Here is a 14,742-nt window from a genome sequence, read left to right on the forward strand (position 1 = left end):
TAGAAAAAGATAGAGTATTTGTACTTTTAAAGTTTTGCAACGGAACCACAATTATTGTGAGATCCGTGACAAATACCGTGAGATTTATTCCTTCAATTTATGACATTTATCGTGTTAATCGTCTTTTTCTACTTCCCACAGCCTATAATTCCCTTCTAATATGCCTTCTAGCCTCTTTCAGATGCGGACATTTATCCTGTTAACGATGACATAAAGCCTGTTACTCGACATTTCTAGTGGAAGCTAAAAAGCTTGTGGGGAGAGGGTTTCAGCCCCCCATCTCACGACCCATTATAGGTGTATATCAATACTGTTACTTAATATACACCTATTTATCACATTATACACTCAAACTTCTAATTAAAAATAAGCGATCGCTGAGAGATATTTCATGACAAGAAGCGGTATTAGAGGAGAGGGATCTCTAAAGACTGAATCTTCCTCTTCCTAGCTCATCATAAATAGCTTTTAATAGCTATTACTTAGATTGTTAGGGGGGTTTTAGGGGGGTTTTCCCTTAATATAGACAAGAACCTTGTTCAGAGTCCTTTTTAGCTTGAGGGCGCACCGCTTGCGAATCTTTTTGCGATCGCTAAATAGCTAAATAAAAGATGAGAGAGAGTTTACTCTATTGGTCAAAACGACAGATTTATACACTTTTTGTTTTATACACTTTTTTGAGCCATTTTTCCAAATCCTTTTCAGTTTGGAAATCAAGTAAAGCTTCTCCTAATTCTTCTAGTTGCTCAACAGATAATCCATGAACCTGCGAAATTATATTAGGAGCTAATTCTCCACAACATCGACTTAGTTGACGAAGAATTAGTTTTCTAGCTTCTTGTTGTTCTCCTTTACTTATTATATCTTGATAAATCACTGATTCTTTCATAATGTCTTCCCTCAACAATTTACTTACAGTGTCTTTATTCAATACTAACCCAGCTAGGATTGCGGTGGATGCAGCCACATTATTTCTATTGGTGCGATCGCCAATTTCTTCAATCCGTCTTGCCACTTCTCCCAGTACCATTTCTCGGTTAGTTTCCTGAGATAACACCGCAAAGGGGAATAGTCCAGGGGACTCTAACAATGGCTGGTATGGTACTTCCCACAGTCTTATTACCCTAAATTCGTGTCTTGTCCCTGGTAACTCAAACACATCTTGATTCACTACTGCCTGACCACTTCGACGAAGGTAAATCACCACCTGATGCACTTGTTTATTGGGATAGCGACGGTACAATCTTAATCTGTAGTCTGCCATCCTAAAGGGAATATCCTCGTCAGGATCTGTCTGAAATTCTATATGCAAGATTAAGGCTGATGATTCTAGGAAAATTAGGCTATCGGCTCTAATTGGCTCTAAAGATAATTCTGACGGCTTTAATTCCGTTAATTCCATCTCTTTTCCTAGCAACCATTTAGCTAAATCTGAACCAAATTTCGCAGCTATAAATTTACAAGTTGAGTCATACATTCATACACCTTTACTTCATCTTTCTAACTGCTCATTTGTCTAACCACTTTCTCAAATCCTCTTCACTTTGGAACTCAAGTAAAGCAAACCCTAATTCTTCTAGTTGCTCAACGGATAGTCCACGGACTTGAGACAAGGTATTAGAAGGCAATTCTCCAAAGCGCCTCTTGATTTGACGTAAGATTACTTTAAGTTCTCCTTTAGCTATTATATCTTGATAAATCACTGATTCTTCCATAAACCTTTTGCTCCAGAATTCTTTTTACTTATCATTTTTTTACCTTAGCTTGATTCTTTGATTATTATACACTTATTATAGAAACATAGCTAAAGTTTTTCGGCTGACTAGCCTTCCATAGATTCATGGCTTCGACAGAACAACAACAAAGTCTGAGTAACTTTTGTCAACGGGAGAATTTGACGGCACTTCGAGATGAAGCCGTCGCTAATTACCACGATCGCATTCAAGCCCGTAAGCGAACGAAAATGACCTCTGATGAGCGTCAAATCCTCATTGATTGGTTCATCGAACATCTTAAAACCCTTAAATCGAAAGACGCTATACAGTCATTCTGTGAACGAGAGATTGCTCTGTTGGAAGAGGGCTACCCTCAAAACACCATTGCTTCTGACATTCTCGGAAAATACCGTCATGCCATCGCCAAAGCGATTGAACAGAATGATATCCATTTAAACCCTGACAATTCTCACCGATACACTTATCAAAAACGGGATACAGGGAAAAAAGTAGAAGCACACGAACACTATGCTCTCACCTATCTCAAGTACGATTCTCAAACCTACCAACAACTAAGAAATCAAACCACTGATGTTAATAACCAACGACAGGATAATTTACAACCTGTACACTTATCTAGTTATACACAACAAATTCAACAATTACTTCAGACCCCAACAACCGAACCCCATCAAGACCTCAAACTCGCTATCGCCATTGCCGGAGCCACAGGACGACGACATACAGAAGTTTTGAGTAAAGGGACGTTTACTCAAACTAATCATCCTTATTTACTCCATTTTCAAGGTCAACAGAAGAAAAAAAAAGGAGATGAAACTAGCTTTGATATCTTAACCATTTTGCCAGCTACTGAAGTTATGTCGGCCATTGAAAGGTTTAGAGCTATTCCTACCATTGCTCACCTTCATAGCCTCCCTTCATCCAATACTCAGGTTAAATCCTTCAATGTCCAGGTTAACCGAATCGTGATCAAGTTATTCCAAGAAACGGGTATTGTCCCTGTTCTCCCAGAGAAAAAGTATGTTTCTATCCATCGTCTCAGAGGAGTTTACGGGGCGATCGCTATCCATTATTTTTGCCCCCAATCTCAACATCAACACCGTTTCCTTCAACATTACCTTGGTCATACTCTTTCTGAACAAATTGCGGTTAATAGTTCAGCTACGCCCCATTACTTCCATTATTATCTGGTTGATGACGACCATCAGCCTCTTACTGATAAGGGCATTCTCTTATCTGAGTTTCCTTTGCTGGATCATCCCTCAGACAAAAATCAACCTAGTTTCCCCCCTCAAACAGTGACTACTCAAACCAAAACTTCCCCCATTACCACTTCTTACCCATCTCCATCTTCGGTGTCTCTCATTCCCTCTGAACTATCACAAACTAGACAATCAGAGCTAGAAAAGGGCTTATCTGAAATGTTAAATAGTGATAGTTATACCGTCATTATGGCTGGTTTAATGGCTGTTACTGGTCGTAGTCCTGGAGAATTACTTAAGTCAGCTACCTTTGAACCTCATGATGATCAGTTTACTCTTCTCTTTTCTCCCACGGGATTGGGGGCTAAATATCCTCTCAAAACTTTGGTTCCTGGTCATGTTGTTTTGGAAACAAGAAAGCGATTAAAGAACCATGATGATGTTCGAGATTTACTCTATGCTACTCCCAATCAAATTAACAGCCATTGTCTTCCCTATATTTCTGGGGCGATAACGAGTCATCTTCCTTTTGATAATCTTGACGAGACTCTGGATAACTATACACAATTAACTAATAACTATACACCTCGTCCTTCTCGACCCTTAAACCAGCATTTAGAACGGATTGCCCATCGTCTCAAACTTCAAGGAACCCATGAACAAATTTATCAAGCCCTTATTCAATGGGTCGAGCAACAACTAGATTCCCCTAAACAGACTAATTTGACTCTCTCTACATTACGACCTATTTTTGAAAAACTTGATCTATCAGGATCTGATGAGGAAATGGTTGATGAACTCTTGAAATGGATAGATCGACAACTTAATGCCCCCGTATTACCCGCGCAACCGTCTGTTGATCCCCTTTTGGCTCAAACCCTCTCTAATCAGTCACAGACCCTGGCTTGGTTAACTCAACGTCTTCAGTCTCTTGAGCGTGAGCATCATGAGAACCATCATTATCATGGTGATGACAATGCGGTTCAATCCCTTCAAACTAAAATCCAAAAGCTTCAACAAGATAATGCTCACTTAAAACAACAGCTTTCTCAACTCCAAACAGAAAATGATCAATTACAACAGGAAAATCAAGAATTTAAAGTGATAAGTGATCGCATGGAAGTTGCTCGTCAAGCTCTGTTTGGCGAACAGCTTTCTCTGCCCATTGAAACCGATACGACTCCTAAAAAGACCGATCGCAAAACAAACACTCATCAGACTCTAAAGACTCCAAAGACTCAACAAAAACAAACCAGAAAACGAAATGATAGTGCTGTTGAGCGAGCTAAAAACATTACATCAGCTATTCTCCAATGGAATCAAGATCATCCCGACGATTCCTGGGCTGTTAACCGTGGTTTACTAGAGAAAACGTTCGGCATTAATCGTGCTGCTGCTGGGCGATTCCTAGAGGTTCATTCTTCTTTAGTTACTCAAGTCAATCAGGTCGGTAAGGTCAAAAATATCCGTTCTCATAACCGTCGAAAAGATCCCACTCCTCTTCAATCTTTTGTTGATACTTTTGTTAAAGACTCTTCTGGTTAATTTGATTATTTCTTACTAATTTTTCTTGTTTTTTAGGAGTTTAAAATAGTAGTTATGTCTCAAAGTTTATCTCAAGAACGTCAACAACTTATTAATCTTTATCATCAAGAAACGGCTTTTCATCAACCCATTATTCAATTGCTCTCAATTATTTATGAACCCATGACTCGAACTCCTCTCCGAGCCTGTGTTCAAGCAATGGAAATTCAAGATAAAGAAGGAAAATTTTATCATACTAAAACTTTAAAAGCTTCTCTTGATCATTTACTAAAAAATAACTTGTTAATTGAAAATAACGAAAAAAAGCTAGTTGTTAATCCTCTAATTATCGAAATAGTGACTAGAGAAACTTTAATTGAAAATACTTTTGAACCATTGGCTAATATTATTGAGCAGAAAATCCCGATTAGACAACGGAGTTGGGGAGAGCCAATTCGACAATTCGATAATGAATTACAACTAATTAGAGAAATCCGTCTTGGTCTTTATCGTCAAGATTTTGACTTCATCTCTGAGCAAATAGAAGCCTATGAATCTCAGTCTTATAATAAAGATATTCATTTAGAAACTATCATTGAATCTATTTTGGATAATCCCTTTGACCCTATCTGGTTCCGTCGTCTCCCTCAACCTCTCTTTGAAAAAACTCTGGTTAGTATTCTTTCTAAAAAATTAAGTAATCTCGATAATAGTGATGATTATTTTGAACTCTTACAAGTTACTTGTATCGAAGACGATGATCGCTCTTCTGATTCCCTCCAATTACTTTTTATTGAACAACTTATCGTCAGAAATCGTTTAGCTGAAGCTGAAGAACACCTCAATGAGATTTCTGTTTCTATTGATAACTATTATTTACTTAACTTCTATTTGGGTTTTCTCTCTTTTATTAAAGGTCATTATCAATCTTCCATTAATTACTATACTCAGTCTCTCAAAGGATTAAAAAAACTGACTCGCAAACGTAAGATTTTTTTCGAGCCTTTTGCTGGTTTCTTCTTCATTTTAGCTCTGATTAAAGACCAATCTAGTGAGTCTCTTAAATTAGCTCAAGACTATCTTTCAATTATTCTCCGAGATAATAATCTTCTCTTCTTAAAAAAACTTAGTTGTCAATATTTAGAACAGGTTATTTCGCTACTTTCAGGAGATTTATCGGTTAAAAATGATTGGGATGAACATTATTTACCTCCCACTCCTCATCTATTTTCTTTGTTCCCTTATTTATGTTGTTATTGGTTAAATCCTGACGAGGCTAAATCTCGCTTACCTAAATTATTAAATGAACTATTGACTCAAAGTTATCAAGCTGGTTATTACTGGTTGTGCTTTGAAATCGGACAACTTCTTTTACGTCTTCAACCTCGAAGTCACTGGAAAGATACTATTTATCAATTAACCCCCCTCAACGAGGTAACTCCTTTGGTTGATCTCCTCGATTTTCAAGAACCTTGGCAACTTAGTTTAAATGCTTTAATTAATTTAAACTCTTCTGAAAAATCGACAACCAATACTTCTTCTAATCAAAAACGTTTAGCTTGGTTTTTAAGTTTATCTAAATCTGATTGGTCTTTAAAACCCAAAGAACAAGTTTTTACTAAAAAGGGGGTTTGGAGTCAAGGTCGTCCCATTGCTCTCAAGCGATTAGCTCGTAGTCCTGAGTCTTTCAGTTATCTCACTGCTCAAGATTATCAGGCTTGTTCTAAAATTAATACTTATAGCAGAGGCTTTTATGGTGATGTGGAATATCTCTTAGAAAAAGAAGCCATTATTGACTTAATTGATCATCCTTTCGTTTTTTGGGAGGATTCTCCTCAAACTAAGGTTGACTTAGTGGCTGCTACTCCTGAATTGTTAGTTAAAAAGAATCGTAAAAAAGAGATTACTTTAAAACTTTCTCCTCCTCTTTATCAAAAACAATCCCCTCTCGTTTGGCAAGACACTATCAATCTTGTTAAGGTTTTGGTTATTACTTCTGATTACGAACAAATTGCTGCTATTTTAGGTAAACGTAATCAATTAAGAGTTCCTCCCTCGGCCGAAGAACAGGTTTTGGCTGCTATTAATACTATCTCTAGTTTATGCACGGTTCATTCTGATATTGAAGGCGATATTGCTGATGCGATTGAAGTTGAAGCTCACTCTCTTCCTCATCTTCAATTATTACCGAATGATGAAGGCTTAAGTGCTAGGGTTGTTGTCTGCCCTTTTGAGAAAGGTCATTCTTTTTATCATCCTGGTACTGGTGGTGCAACTGTTATTACTGAAATTGATGGTCAGCGTTATCAGACCACTCGTGATCTCGAAAAAGAAAAGGATTTATTTAACGCTCTCATTGCTGATTGTTCCCTTCTTTCTTCTGGTGATTCTACTACGGGTAGATGGGATTTTGATGACCCTGAACTTTGTTTAGAATTACTTTTGCAATTACAGGATTTAGAGGGTCGAGTTATTGTTGAATGGCCTGAAGGGGAGAGTCTTAAGGTGACTCAACCGGCTGGTTTTTCTCATCTTCACCTTAATGTTAATTCTCAACAAGATTGGTTTGAGGTGTCCGGTCAGCTACAGTTAGATGAATCTTTGGTTTTTGATTTACAACAATTGCTGACCTTATTAGAACAGAGTCCGGGTCGTTTTCTTCCTTTAGGTCAGGGTCAGTTTTTGGCTTTAACTGATACTTTTCGTCAACGTCTTGAAGAATTTCGTCTTTTTTCTCAACCCCATAAACAGGCTCGTCAGCTTCATCCTTTGTCCACTTTAGCTTTGCAAGATTTTTTCTCTGAGGTTGAGGATTTAACGGTTGACCAACAATGGCAGGAACATTGTCAGAAAATTCAAGCCATGCACGAATTTACTCCTAAACTTCCTAGTACCTTTCAGGGGGAGTTACGAGACTATCAACTCGAAGGGTTTCATTGGTTAGCTCGTCTCTCTCATTGGGGCGTAGGGGCTTGTTTGGCTGATGATATGGGCTTGGGTAAAACGATTCAGGCTTTGGCGGCTATTCTCACTCGTGCTAGTGATGGGCCCACTTTAATTGTTGCTCCGACTTCTGTTTGTTTCAATTGGATTGATGAATGTTTTAAGTTTGCACCGACCCTTAATCCTATCTTATTTGGCAGTGGTAATCGTCAAGAAATTTTAGATAATTTACAACCTTTTGATCTCTTAATTTGCAGTTATGGTTTATTACAACAAGATTCAGTAGCTGCTATGTTGGCTGAGGTTTCTTGGCAAACTATTGTTTTAGATGAGGCTCAATTTATTAAAAATATGACTACTAAACGCTCTCAGGCTGCTATGAAGTTACAGGGTCAGTTTAAGTTGATTACCACTGGCACTCCTCTGGAAAATCATTTAGGAGAGTTATGGAATTTATTCCGCTTTATTAATCCTGGTTTGTTGGGGTCAAAGAAACAATTTAATGACCGTTTTATTGCTCCTATTGAGTCAGATCAACATAAAATTCTTCATCAACAATTGAAACACTTAATTCAACCTTTTATTTTACGTCGTACTAAAACTCAAGTTTTATCTGAATTACCTCCTCGCACTGAGATGCTTTTATCCGTTGAGTTGAGTAATGAAGAAATGGCTCTCTATGAGGCTTTACGTCGTGATTCCCTAGAAAAATTGAGCGAGAGTGATGACAGTGGCGGACAAAAACATTTACAGGTTTTGGCTGCTTTGATGAAGTTACGCCGTTGTTGTTGTCATCCTAGTTTAATTCTTGATTATTCTTCTTTAAAGGGTTCTAAGTTACAGTTATTTCAAGAAATCCTTGAGGAGTTACTTGATAATCGTCATAAGGCTTTGGTTTTTAGTCAATTTGTTGACCATCTACAAATTGTTAAATCTCATCTTGAACGACAAAAGATTAGTTATCAATATCTCGATGGTAGCACTCCTAAAAAAGAGCGACAACGACGGGTTAAGGCTTTTCAGTCTGGTGAAGGGGATGTCTTTCTTATCAGTTTAAAGGCAGGGGGAACCGGTTTAAATTTGACGGCTGCCGATTATGTCATTCATCTCGATCCTTGGTGGAATCCTGCTGTTGAAGATCAGGCTACCGATCGCGCCTACCGCATCGGCCAACAACGTCCTGTTACTGTCTATCGTTTGGTTGCTAAAGACACTATCGAGGAAAAAATTGTTCAACTTCATCATCGTAAACGGGATTTAGCCGATTCTCTTCTGTCTGGTACTGATATCTCTGCTAAACTTTCCACTTCTGAATTATTGGATTTGATGAAATAATTTTCTTTTCTTTTTATACACTTAATAGTTTTATACACTTGTATTTCAGTTTCTACTCAACTTTCATTAGTTTCCTAATCTTTGAACCCACTAAATTAGTAGAAGGCAATGCCTTGAGTTCTTCTCTAGCCTGTTTTTGAACCTCTCCTCTTCCCAATAACCTTAACCATAATGTTTCTCCATTTTTGGCTAAGGAGTCAATAACGACAACTCCTGTTCTCATCCCTGGTGGCATAAAGTAAACTCCTTCTCCCCAACCTTCTAATAATTGCCCTCGAAATCCTTCGAGAACTTCTTGACTAACACTTGGAGTTAAAATCCATAAATGCGCTAAATCTGATAACTTTGGCTCAGGTTTTTTAACCGCTTTTGCCTCTCGATATTGCTCCCTCATCATATCTAATATTTTAAATAAACTTCCGCTTACCTCCTCCGATGTGACTGGATTATCATATACTTCAAACAACACTAAACCATCTAACATCTTTCCCAATAATCCTAAGTGTTTTTTGGCTTCCATTCCCGTTGAACTAAACCATAAATCATCGTTGATTCCTTCCCAACTAATACCTCTTTCTCTTTCTATTTTTCCATAAGGATGTAGCAAGCTTTCAAGATAATTTCTACTGAATATTTGAAACTTAAACCGAGTTGAGTTTTTTTCTTTTTCTGGTGTTTCTACTGTTTCTCTTAACTTAAAATTCTGACATAAATAAGCTTTTCCTAGATATTTAGGAGCTACAGCACAGAAATCTTCTTCTAAATCTAAGTAACTACATAACCGACAACTTTTTACTTTAACGTATTCACTATACATTGTAGCAACTTCCCTATTCTTATTTGGCTTATTAAAATTTTACAACTCACCATTGCTTTCTAACTTCCTTCACATTGTCAACAAATATAAATAAAGTTACTTACTCAATATCATATCTTGTTATCGTAAATAATACCTCTTTTTTCCTTTGATTACTACTCAAGCTCAACTGTTTATTTCTCAACTTTTAACTAATATCTACTTTTTATACAATCATGATTATACAGTCAAAACTTCAAATTCCTTCTTATCTTATTCCTTTTCAACAAAAACTTTTCCACTACTTAGAAACTGAGACTGCTAAAGCTCCTTCCCAGACTCTTCTGGCTACTTCTGATATTCTTGAGTCTATTTTTGGTCGCTATAAATATTTCTCTCAACGATGTCCTATTAAAGAGCTTCGCTCTCTTCTTCTTACTATCCCTTTGACCACCATTGACCTCACTGATCAGTTCATCAAAGAGGCTCTTACTACTGTCAATTCTTCTGATTTATCTCAATGGATACATGATGTCTTTGGACAATCTGATCTCTCTAAACGCAGAATTCTCTTCTCACAATAAGCTCTAGTTTTTTACTTAGTTTTTAACCCTTGTCTTCCAATTTTTAAACCTTCTATTAACGACATGAAACTTGTGTACAAAAATTTTACCCATTTTCCCCGATTTTCCACACCCTAATTAGAGACTTCTTTTGGTATTCACCGGCAGGCAGCTGTCGAGTTTCAGCAAGAACATCAATCAGAGATTGAGCAACTCCATATCAATAGTAATGTTTTTAATCCTCGTACTCATAATCGCAGGAAAGATTCTGAACAACTTAAAGCTTTTGTTGAAACTTTTATGAAACAATAGTTACTATTTGAACAACGGATTAACCTGATATTTCAACCTATATTATTAAGGACGAAACTATGAGCAAAAGAAGAAGAAGAAAAAGAACCCGAAAATCTCAGAAATCTACTATTCAATTATCTCCTTCGACTCAGTACAAACTTTTGTCGGGTAAACAGAAATCTAAATTACCCGAAACGGTTTCTCAACCCTCTCGTTCCAAGTCTTCTGCTGAACTCCAATTACTCGAAAAGTATCTTGATTCCGATTCGATTCTCTCAACCCTTAACAAACAATTAGAAAAACTAGAAAAGGAACTCAATGGTATTAAGAGAATTTATGATTATGATATTGATAGCTGTCTTCCCTTCCAAAAAGCTAGATGGTTAATTTATGAAGGTGTCCTCAATCTAACTGAAACCATTACTATTTATGATTTTCTTGATGGTAATCTTTTTTCTAAAGATGTTGAGGCTAGAAAACAAATTCGACTCGGAGGACAAATGTTATATGACGAGGGTGGCATGAGTGACGTTCATGGAATGCACGACACTCTCTTTTGGTTGTTTATTCCTGATGCTTTTGAACGTACTGTCGAATTCTTATGGCATGGTATCGGTGATTGGAAAGCTTAACTCTTTATACTACATACAAATATTCATCATGTTAAACATGGCTTCTATTCAATTATGACTGAAGAACAACCGACAAACTTTAATAAAGAAGTTGACCGAATGCTCACTCAATCTGAGCAAAGGATTGAGCAACTCAGAGAATTAAACCGCCCCATACGCCCTTGGGAAAAAGAAAGACTTAAAGAGCGATTGAGTAAACTAGAACATTATGAAACTTGGGATAAAGCCTATTTTCAGGAGAAATTAACTAGACTTAAAAAAGAGATTAGAATTGTTTCTGTGATGTCTGTTGTTATTCTCTGTTTGTTATTGCTTTGTTGTGCTGCGTTCGGTTTGGTCGTTTGGAAAACTTGATTTTTACTAAGGAATAAAAAGATGGGATTAAATGACTCAGAAGGATTAGAACAAGAAATTGACAAGATGTTAGATAAAGTAGAGCAGAAAATTCGACAGGTCAAAGAACTGAATCGTCCGGCTCTTGATGCGTTAGATAAGCAAGAAATTGAACAACGACTTATCACTTTAGAACAAAGAGATGAATCTGATAAGAAAGCTATGCAAGCTCAATTAAGAAGCTTAGAAAGTCAGCTTAATTTGCTTAATCAAAGATTATATATCGTGCTGCTAGTTTTGTTAGTAATTTGTGGGCTTTTCGCTTTATTTAGTGATTTAGTTTAATTATTCTTGCTTACCCATTTACTAATACTGGTTCAATCCAAATGAGTTACACAAACTTATAAAACTCTATCTTTCCAATAATAAGGAATAATCACTATTAAATTCATGGGGGGGCGGATTTCGTGGCTCATGTTGGCGAGAAACTCGACTTTGGCTGCTTGGGCGATCGCAATCGCGTCTTCCAATTCCCGATTTTGTTGCAGTAGTTGGGCTTCACTTTTCCGCTTTTCTTATTTTACTGATTATCCTTGTCGCAATTATCGATAAAGATGATTCTCCTCACTTATTCGCACAAATGCACCTCTTTTATTTCGTACTTATATACTATACAGTTATTTTATGTTCTTCATTCTGGAATCCTTTTATGAATCACTCTAACTCCACAATGCCCCTCTCTCGCCAACTTCGCTACGAAAAAGAATGTCGTCAAAAATGGAAAGAGAATGCTGCTAAAAAACAAGAGAAAATTCGTCAATATGTTGAGAAGACTCGTACTTTAAAAAAAAGTCGTGATCGCTGGAGAACTAAAGCTCAAAAGTCTCAACAACAAGTTCGTTTTTTAGAGCAAAAAGTCTATCACTTAGAATTAGAACTTTTCCATCTTAAACAACAATTAGCCTCTTCTACTACTACTTCTTCTTCAGAGGATACTACTCCTCCTTCTGACCCTGATGATCTCGATGAACACTCCCCTTCCCCTTTTCACCATCGATATTCCCTTTCTACTATCTCTATTTCTGTCAAACAAGTTATTCTTGCTGGACATTCTTATCAAGGGGCTTCTACTTCTATCTCCATTTTTTCCTCTCCTTCTTCTCCTCATTCTACTACTATTAAGTCTTGGGTTGAACGTCTTGGTTTATATGAATTACAACGTCCCAAAGAAAAGCGTGATGACTGGATTTTTATTGCTGATCTCACTCTTGAACTTGGTCAAGAAAAAGCTTTTGTTATCTATGGTATTCCCTATCAATATTGGTCGACTCACGTCTTATCTCAACGTCGGGCTTTAACCTATACTGACGGTCAAATTCTTGCTCTTGAAGTTACTACTGAAGCTACTGGTGAATGGATTGAATCTATCTTACATTCTCTCAGTTTCCAAATTGGGACTCCTCTTCAAATCATCAGTGATCATGGCTCTAATCTTAAAAAAGGTATTCAACTTTTTCAATCTTATCACCCTCGTCTTTATTATACTTATGATGTCACTCATGCTATGGCTAATTTACTAGAAAAACAATTATTTTCTGATGATCTTTTTCCTCAATTTTTATCGGATTGTCATCACTGTCTTCTCCAAGTTCAACAAACTGAATTCGCTTTTGCTTCCCCTCCTCCTCAACGTTCTCAATGTCGTTTTTTTAATCTTGATCCTCTTCTCCATTGGGCTAGAACTATGCTTTCTATCCCTCTTACTCTCCTTTTTCAACTTCTTCCTCATTATCCTACAGAACACATTTCTCGTCGGTTTTTTGAAAAATTTTCTTGGCTTTTTCCTTATCAAAAACATATCCAACTTTGGTCTACTCTCTTACACATGACTCGCTCAATTGAAACTATTGTTAAAACCCAAGGCTTGAATTCTTCTTCTCTTTTTCTTTTCCACAAATCTCTTTCTTCTCTAGATATTCCTCCTTGTCTCTTCCCTTTTAAACATCAACTTTTTAACTATTTCTATACTCAATTATCCTCCCATCCTCCTTATCCTCTCCTGGCTACTTCTGATATCCTTGAATCTCTTTTTGGTCGCTATAAATACTTCTCTAAACGTTGTCCTCTTAAAGAACTTCGTTCTCTTTTACTTACTATTCCTCTCAGCACGGTTAATCTCACTCCTCAGTTTATTAAAGATGCTTTAATGACTGTTAGTAATGCTGATTTGTCTCAATGGGTTAATCATACTTTTGGTCAATCTATGCTTTCTAAACGAAAATCTCTTTTCTCTTTTTAGCCACTTTTTCTATTAGTTATTCTTAAAATACTTAACTCTTTTTCTACTTATTATTTATTTTAACTTTAAATAACGACAGAAAACTTATGGGTAACTTAACCTTTTCTTATCCTTTTCTTTCAACTCCCTATCTGAAACCACCGTTATTCCCATTGATGAACCGAATAACAAGAGTGAACCCAAAACTCTAAACCCCGAACCCCGAACTCCGAACCCTGAACCCCAAACTCCGCTGCGTAGCACGACGAAGTCGCCCTCCGAACTCATGATGACCATGTTGAAACAACAGTATGATTTAGCCGTACAAAGTAACCTAGAAAAGTATCAAGCTATTATTGAGGGTAAAGATGCTTTACTTGCCCAAAAAGATGCTTTAATTGAAGATAAATCTAAACAAGTGGCTTTCTTATCTGACCAGTTACAGTTAGCTAATGAGCGAGTTTCGGCTCCATATAATCGGAGTTTACCATCTCTAAATGAACAGCTTCATCTAGAGATTGAAACCCTTAATACTAATATTGAAGAACTTGAACAAAAACTACTAAATACTGAATCTCAACGGGATGATGCTCGTAATAAAGTTGCTGAACTTGAGGCTATTATAGAACAATTTAAAACCCTTCTTAACACTAATAATACTACTGATAATCAAACTCATTCAAATACTGATCAAGATAATTCAACAACTCATCATCAGAGTGAAAAGTCTGAGAATAATAAACAAAAAACACCTCGTTCTCAAACGGTTAAGGATCTCGATCTTGATCCTAGAGCGGACACTGTTGACCGTGCCATTAATGCTATTAAGACTTATAATAATGATCCCAACCGTACTTATCAGGAAAAGTGGTATATTTCTAATCCTATGGTTGCTGATTTAATCCGTTCTTCTGGTTTTCAAGTCGCTGGTAACTTTCTTCAAGAATACCTCCGATATCGCTCTGTTGACCTCGAACAACATCATAATTATCATCAGCTTTCTGTACGTCATAATGCTAAACATGACCAGCCTATTTCTCACTTTATCACTATTAATTAATTAAAGAGAGAAAAACAATTAATACATTAATACTTAATTTGATAAT

The 14,742-nt window shown here is 36.7% G+C and carries 12 protein-coding genes; 8 read left to right on the plus strand and 4 right to left on the minus strand.

What is annotated here, in order from left to right; genetic code table 11:
• Positions 1–649: 649 nt before the first annotated feature.
• Both CY0110_RS20795 and CY0110_RS20800 read right to left on the minus strand, forming a co-directional pair.
• The gene (locus CY0110_RS20795; RefSeq protein ID WP_008277524.1) at positions 650–1,477 is read right to left on the minus strand and encodes a DUF4351 domain-containing protein; all 828 of its coding nucleotides are present in this window, start codon (positions 1,475–1,477) and stop codon (positions 650–652) included.
• A gap of 31 nt (positions 1,478–1,508) precedes the next feature.
• Positions 1,509–1,715 carry a DUF4351 domain-containing protein gene (locus tag CY0110_RS20800; protein ID WP_008277525.1) on the minus strand — a complete coding sequence of 69 codons (207 nt, stop codon included), beginning with the start codon at positions 1,713–1,715 and terminating at the stop codon, positions 1,509–1,511.
• 125 nt (positions 1,716–1,840) lie between these two features.
• Between CY0110_RS20800 and CY0110_RS20805 the strand changes: the two genes are divergently transcribed.
• Together CY0110_RS20805 and CY0110_RS20810 are read left to right on the plus strand one after the other, a co-directional pair.
• Positions 1,841–4,483, plus strand: a complete 2,643-nt coding sequence (locus tag CY0110_RS20805) for a protelomerase family protein (protein ID WP_008277526.1) — start codon at positions 1,841–1,843, stop codon at positions 4,481–4,483.
• A 54-nt stretch (positions 4,484–4,537) separates the two neighbouring features.
• Positions 4,538–8,740, plus strand: coding sequence for a DEAD/DEAH box helicase (locus CY0110_RS20810; RefSeq protein WP_008277527.1), 4,203 nt, complete (start codon positions 4,538–4,540; stop codon positions 8,738–8,740).
• Between the two features lie 52 nt (positions 8,741–8,792).
• Here the strand turns inward: CY0110_RS20810 and CY0110_RS20815 are convergent, their stop codons facing one another.
• The gene (locus CY0110_RS20815) at positions 8,793–9,557 is read right to left on the minus strand and encodes a hypothetical protein (protein ID WP_008277528.1); all 765 of its coding nucleotides are present in this window, start codon (positions 9,555–9,557) and stop codon (positions 8,793–8,795) included.
• A gap of 215 nt (positions 9,558–9,772) precedes the next feature.
• On the opposite strand from CY0110_RS20815, the gene CY0110_RS20820 reads away from it, so the two are divergent.
• From CY0110_RS20820 to CY0110_RS20835, 4 genes are all read left to right on the plus strand, one after another.
• Entirely contained in the window at positions 9,773–10,120 is a 348-nt protein-coding gene (locus CY0110_RS20820) for a hypothetical protein (protein WP_008277529.1), read from the plus strand.
• 350 nt (positions 10,121–10,470) lie between these two features.
• Positions 10,471–11,025, plus strand: a complete 555-nt coding sequence (locus CY0110_RS20825; RefSeq protein WP_008277530.1) for a hypothetical protein — start codon at positions 10,471–10,473, stop codon at positions 11,023–11,025.
• A gap of 54 nt (positions 11,026–11,079) precedes the next feature.
• A complete protein-coding gene (locus CY0110_RS20830) occupies positions 11,080–11,379 on the plus strand; it encodes a hypothetical protein (RefSeq protein WP_008276861.1) in 300 nt (99 codons plus the stop codon).
• A 21-nt stretch (positions 11,380–11,400) separates the two neighbouring features.
• On the plus strand, positions 11,401–11,703 hold the full coding sequence (locus CY0110_RS20835; protein ID WP_008277531.1) for a hypothetical protein: 303 nt from the start codon (positions 11,401–11,403) through the stop codon (positions 11,701–11,703).
• A 56-nt stretch (positions 11,704–11,759) separates the two neighbouring features.
• Here the strand turns inward: CY0110_RS20835 and CY0110_RS31465 are convergent, their stop codons facing one another.
• A complete protein-coding gene (locus CY0110_RS31465; RefSeq protein ID WP_008276859.1) occupies positions 11,760–11,888 on the minus strand; it encodes a histidine kinase in 129 nt (42 codons plus the stop codon).
• Between the two features lie 179 nt (positions 11,889–12,067).
• Between CY0110_RS31465 and CY0110_RS20840 the strand changes: the two genes are divergently transcribed.
• Both CY0110_RS20840 and CY0110_RS20845 read left to right on the plus strand, forming a co-directional pair.
• Positions 12,068–13,657 carry a hypothetical protein gene (locus CY0110_RS20840; protein ID WP_232285748.1) on the plus strand — a complete coding sequence of 530 codons (1,590 nt, stop codon included), beginning with the start codon at positions 12,068–12,070 and terminating at the stop codon, positions 13,655–13,657.
• Between the two features lie 265 nt (positions 13,658–13,922).
• On the plus strand, positions 13,923–14,696 hold the full coding sequence (locus tag CY0110_RS20845) for a coiled-coil domain-containing protein (protein ID WP_198139229.1): 774 nt from the start codon (positions 13,923–13,925) through the stop codon (positions 14,694–14,696).
• Positions 14,697–14,742: the final 46 nt, after the last annotated feature.

The organism is Crocosphaera chwakensis CCY0110, assembly GCF_000169335.1.
Taxonomy (GTDB): Bacteria; Cyanobacteriota; Cyanobacteriia; order Cyanobacteriales; family Microcystaceae; genus Crocosphaera; species Crocosphaera chwakensis.

Excerpts from the sequence above, each read along its gene's own strand:
- CY0110_RS20795 (WP_008277524.1), bottom strand. The coding sequence starts at position 1,477 with ATGTATGACTCAACTTGTAAATTTATAGCTGCGAAATTTGGTTCAGAT.
- CY0110_RS20800 (WP_008277525.1), bottom strand. The coding sequence starts at position 1,715 with ATGGAAGAATCAGTGATTTATCAAGATATAATAGCTAAAGGAGAACTT.
- CY0110_RS20805 (WP_008277526.1), top strand. The coding sequence starts at position 1,841 with ATGGCTTCGACAGAACAACAACAAAGTCTGAGTAACTTTTGTCAACGG.
- CY0110_RS20810 (WP_008277527.1), top strand. The coding sequence starts at position 4,538 with ATGTCTCAAAGTTTATCTCAAGAACGTCAACAACTTATTAATCTTTAT.
- CY0110_RS20815 (WP_008277528.1), bottom strand. The coding sequence starts at position 9,557 with ATGTATAGTGAATACGTTAAAGTAAAAAGTTGTCGGTTATGTAGTTAC.
- CY0110_RS20820 (WP_008277529.1), top strand. The coding sequence starts at position 9,773 with ATGATTATACAGTCAAAACTTCAAATTCCTTCTTATCTTATTCCTTTT.
- CY0110_RS20825 (WP_008277530.1), top strand. The coding sequence starts at position 10,471 with ATGAGCAAAAGAAGAAGAAGAAAAAGAACCCGAAAATCTCAGAAATCT.
- CY0110_RS20830 (WP_008276861.1), top strand. The coding sequence starts at position 11,080 with ATGACTGAAGAACAACCGACAAACTTTAATAAAGAAGTTGACCGAATG.
- CY0110_RS20835 (WP_008277531.1), top strand. The coding sequence starts at position 11,401 with ATGGGATTAAATGACTCAGAAGGATTAGAACAAGAAATTGACAAGATG.
- CY0110_RS20840 (WP_232285748.1), top strand. The coding sequence starts at position 12,068 with ATGAATCACTCTAACTCCACAATGCCCCTCTCTCGCCAACTTCGCTAC.
- CY0110_RS20845 (WP_198139229.1), top strand. The coding sequence starts at position 13,923 with ATGATGACCATGTTGAAACAACAGTATGATTTAGCCGTACAAAGTAAC.